Origin of the sequence: Acinetobacter sp. MF4640 (assembly GCF_002018895.1) — a bacterium.
Classification (GTDB): Bacteria; Pseudomonadota; Gammaproteobacteria; order Pseudomonadales; family Moraxellaceae; genus Acinetobacter; species Acinetobacter johnsonii.
Genome location: NZ_MVOM01000110.1, coordinates 1 through 2,484, shown reverse-complemented (window position 1 = coordinate 2,484; position 2,484 = coordinate 1). Strand labels below are relative to the sequence as shown.

General features: G+C 40.2%; 4 protein-coding genes. All 4 read left to right on the top strand.

Translation table 11 applies throughout. The features are described 5' to 3' along the window. Positions 1–838: phage portal protein (locus tag MF4640_RS18535; protein ID WP_078390485.1), on the top strand; the 838-nt coding region annotated here is incomplete at its 5' end. After that, on the top strand, positions 835–1,125 hold the full coding sequence (locus tag MF4640_RS18530; RefSeq protein ID WP_004694108.1) for a head-tail connector protein: 291 nt from the start codon (positions 835–837) through the stop codon (positions 1,123–1,125). The genes MF4640_RS18535 and MF4640_RS18530, both read left to right, overlap by 4 nt. A 146-nt stretch (positions 1,126–1,271) precedes the next feature. Then, a complete protein-coding gene (locus MF4640_RS18525; RefSeq protein ID WP_078390484.1) occupies positions 1,272–1,604 on the top strand; it encodes a phage head closure protein in 333 nt (110 codons plus the stop codon). A 301-nt stretch (positions 1,605–1,905) separates the two neighbouring features. After that, positions 1,906–2,424, top strand: a complete 519-nt coding sequence (locus MF4640_RS18515; protein WP_078390482.1) for an HK97-gp10 family putative phage morphogenesis protein — start codon at positions 1,906–1,908, stop codon at positions 2,422–2,424. The last annotated feature ends 60 nt before the right edge of the window (positions 2,425–2,484 follow it).

The following is a 2,484-nucleotide window of genomic DNA, read 5'->3' as shown; positions in this document are numbered from 1 at the left end:
AAACTCTCGTAACCTTTTTCGTAATAACAGTCGTCCTTCAGGTGTTTTGACTACACCAGGATCTATCACTAATGAGAAGGCTGCGGAACTTCGTAAGCAGTGGAATGCAAATTATTCAGGTGCAAATCTTGGGGGTACTGCAGTACTTGGTGATGGGGTGACTTTCCAAACCATTACAGTAAGTGCGGCAGATTCTCAACTCATTGAGCAGTTAAAAATGACAGCTGAGATTATTTGCTCTGTCTTTCATGTTCCATTGTTTAAGGTCGGCTTAGGACCCACACCTACGGTTAAAATTTCAGATCTGAATGAAATTTACTATTCAGATTGTTTACAAAGCCCGATAGAAGCACGTGAAAACTTACTTGATGACGGACTAGGGCTTAAAGATAGTGGTTTGGAAGCATTTTTAGATATTAATGTGCTTATCCGTATGGACTCAACATCACAAATGGCACGCTTAAAAGAAGGTGTAGGCGCGGCAATCCTAACGCCTAATGAGGCGCGTGTGGAGGTTGGGCTATTGCCGATTGTAGGTGGTGATACGGTTTACATGCAACAGCAAAACTTTTCGCTGGAAGCACTTTCTAAGCGTGATCAGCGGGAGGATCCTTTTAATACTAGTTCAACCACTAAGACTGATCAGAAACCACCTGATTTACCTGAAAATAGTAGCGAGAAATCCCTATATAAAGGGATTTTTAGGACTGAAAATAAGTATGAGAATGGGTGTTATGTGACTTACAAGGGCTCATTATGGCATTGTGAAAAATCACATATCGGAGAGTTTAATTACGAAAACTTCAAGCTAGCTCAGAAAAAATGGGGAGAAACATGAGTATCGTTGATTTAGAGGAAGTAAAACACCATTTGCGGTACGACGATGACAGTAATGACACTTCTTTAAATGGATACATTGCTGCAGCTGAGTCTGTCATTAAGAATTACATCACAGACACTTTTGAAGCTGATTATCCCGCTGCTATTAAACAGGCAGCATTACTGTTGATTGGTTATTGGGATCAATTTCGAAATGCTGAAGGTGATGCACCTGTGAACGGCAATTTCTTACCTATGCCTGTGCAGTCATTACTTTATCCATATCGTAAACCGACAGCTATATAGGTGATGTATGAAATGGCTTAAAAAGATAATGGGGTGTCAGTGTTGGGCTTGTAAAAATGTCCGTATGGGTGGTGGTTATCAACCTTGCCACATTGTGAATAAAAATGGTGAATTAAAGCCGCCACCAAAAAGACAGTAGGTGATCCATGAGAGCAAGCGAACTCTGCCACCGCGTCCGCATTGAAAAGTTAACTTCACCACGTGATGACGATGGCAACATCTTAGATCCAGTATGGTCCACACATGCAACGCTTTGGGCGAAGGTCACATGGCTTTCAGTCAAAGACACATTGGTTGCTCAGGCCAATAATTCCGAAATTGTTGCGCGCTGTAAGATCCGTAAGCGATCCGATATCGATACAACCATGCGTGTTGTTTACGATGGAAAAATTTATAGCATCACGGGTGAACCTTTACCCGATACTGAAAATGGCAAAATCTACTGCACTTTGATGCTCAGTCACGGTGTAGAGAAATAGAGTTGAAATTATCTAAATTTATGTAATTATTAGATTTTAATAATTATGAAGAATAAAGATTATGTTTGTAAAATTCACGTCTCATAATGGTACTGAAATCTATTTCAATACTGAATTAATAACTTTTATTGAGAATACGTCAACTTTGATAACTTCAAGAGAAGTTCCTATTGATTTAGTTTTACATTTTGGTTCGGAATTAAAAACTATTTCGTTTCATACTCAGGATGAATTGAATGATTTTCTGCAAAAGTTAATTTAGAAAAAGCCGCCAAAAGGCGGCTTTTTATTAGGAATTAAAATGCCGATAGAATTTAAGATTGAGGGCATGGATGAGCTTTCTAAGAAACTCCAAACTTTGACAGATGGTAAAGCTGTTAACCGCCGTGCTCGATCCGCTGCACGTAAAGCTATGCAACTAGTGCTCTTTGCTGCCAAGGTTGGAGCTTCACGAATTGATGATCCTGATACGCGAGAAAGCATTCAAGAAAACTTAGTGATTCGTAATGGTAAAAGCCGCGATATAAATACCGTTCGCATGCGAGTAGGCGTTCTTGGTGGTGCAAAAAACTATGCCAATACTAAGGATAATATTCGTAAGGGGCGCGCTGGTAAGCAATACACCACCGACGGAAGTAGCAAGAACCCGGGCGGCGATACTTTTTACTGGCGCTTTATTGAGTTCGGTACCTCAACTTCACCGCCAGTTCCATTTTTAAGACCAGCATTAGCTCAGAACATTGAGGCAGTAACAGCTGAATTTAACAAGGCGTTTATGAAGTCGATTGAATCCGCAATCAAAAAGGGCAAGATCGAATGAAGCAATTACCTATTTATCGAATTTTAAAGGCTGATGCCCAAGTATTTGGAATGTTGGGTG